The 1,156-nt window shown below is 50.5% G+C and carries 1 protein-coding gene; it reads right to left on the minus strand.

Going from position 1 to position 1,156, the window contains the following annotated elements; translation table 11 throughout:
* On the minus strand, positions 1–1,156 hold a 1,156-nt coding region (locus CZ809_RS20640; RefSeq protein ID WP_159447960.1), incomplete at both ends, for an Ig-like domain-containing protein.

Below are 1,156 nucleotides of genomic sequence, written 5' to 3' on the forward strand. Positions count from 1 at the left end.
TGTAAATATGATCATCTGTCGCAGTAGCGCTATGACCTGCTTCATCATGAGTTGTCACGGTGGCGGTGACATTATCGGTGGTAGCGTTATCTAATACGCTGCCGTCAACCTCAGCCGTCCACGTTAACTTGCCATTGTGATTTTCTACTGTGGCCGTACCTACCGCTTTACCATCTACAGTGATCGTAACGGTATCGCCAACTTTGACATCACCACCAACGGTACCGGTTACAGGCACTTTGCCGTGGGACTCATTCTCATTGATTACATTGTCACCACCAATGGTGGTGATGGTGACACCCGCATTGATGCCAACCTGATAATTTTCTTCACTGTTTGCGGTGTCATTATGTGAACTGTATGACGTTGTGACTGTGGCAGTGGCTTTATCTGCATGCAACACATCCTTGCCCGTGACATTCACTGACCATGTGTTACCCGCCTCAACCTGGGTGTTGTAATCGGTGCCATTAATCGTTACCACGACCTTGTCACCCACTTGCACCTGACCGCCAACCGTACCGGTGATCGCAATGCTCTGCTGATGACCTTCTTGTTGAGTGATCTCGTTATCGCCAGTGATCTTATCAATGTCGATAGTCGCGTTAACATCCACCGTATAATTATGCTCAGCCGTGGCGGTTTTGCTGTTACCTGCGGTATCAGTGGTGGTCACTGTTGCGCCAACATGATCCGAATTCGCATCCAACAAGACCTTGCCATCAACAGACAAACGCCATGACTTATCCGCTTGTACTTCGGCGGTGCCTAACGTTTTACCATCAAGGGTCACTGTTACCCAATCGCCCGCTTTTACATCACCGCCAACCGTACCGATGATCGCTTGGGACTGTTCAGAATCAGGGCCGGTTACATTATCATCGGTAGCAATCGAGGTAATAGTGATCGTTGCCGCAATGTCAGTATCAATGTTGTAAGGGTGATCGTCCGTCGCCGTGGCACTGTTACCCGCCTCATCCGTGGTGGTGACGGTTGCCGTCACACTATCAGCCGTCGCACCGTCTAAAACACTGCCCTCAACTTCTGCCGTCCACGTTAACTTGCCGTCCTGCTCCACAACTTTTGTGGTGCCCACGGTTTGACCATCAACAACGACCGTAACGGTATCGCCGACTTTAACATCTGCGCCCACGGT

Source organism: Photobacterium piscicola, assembly GCF_900166965.1.
Lineage (GTDB): Bacteria > Pseudomonadota > Gammaproteobacteria > Enterobacterales > Vibrionaceae > Photobacterium > Photobacterium piscicola.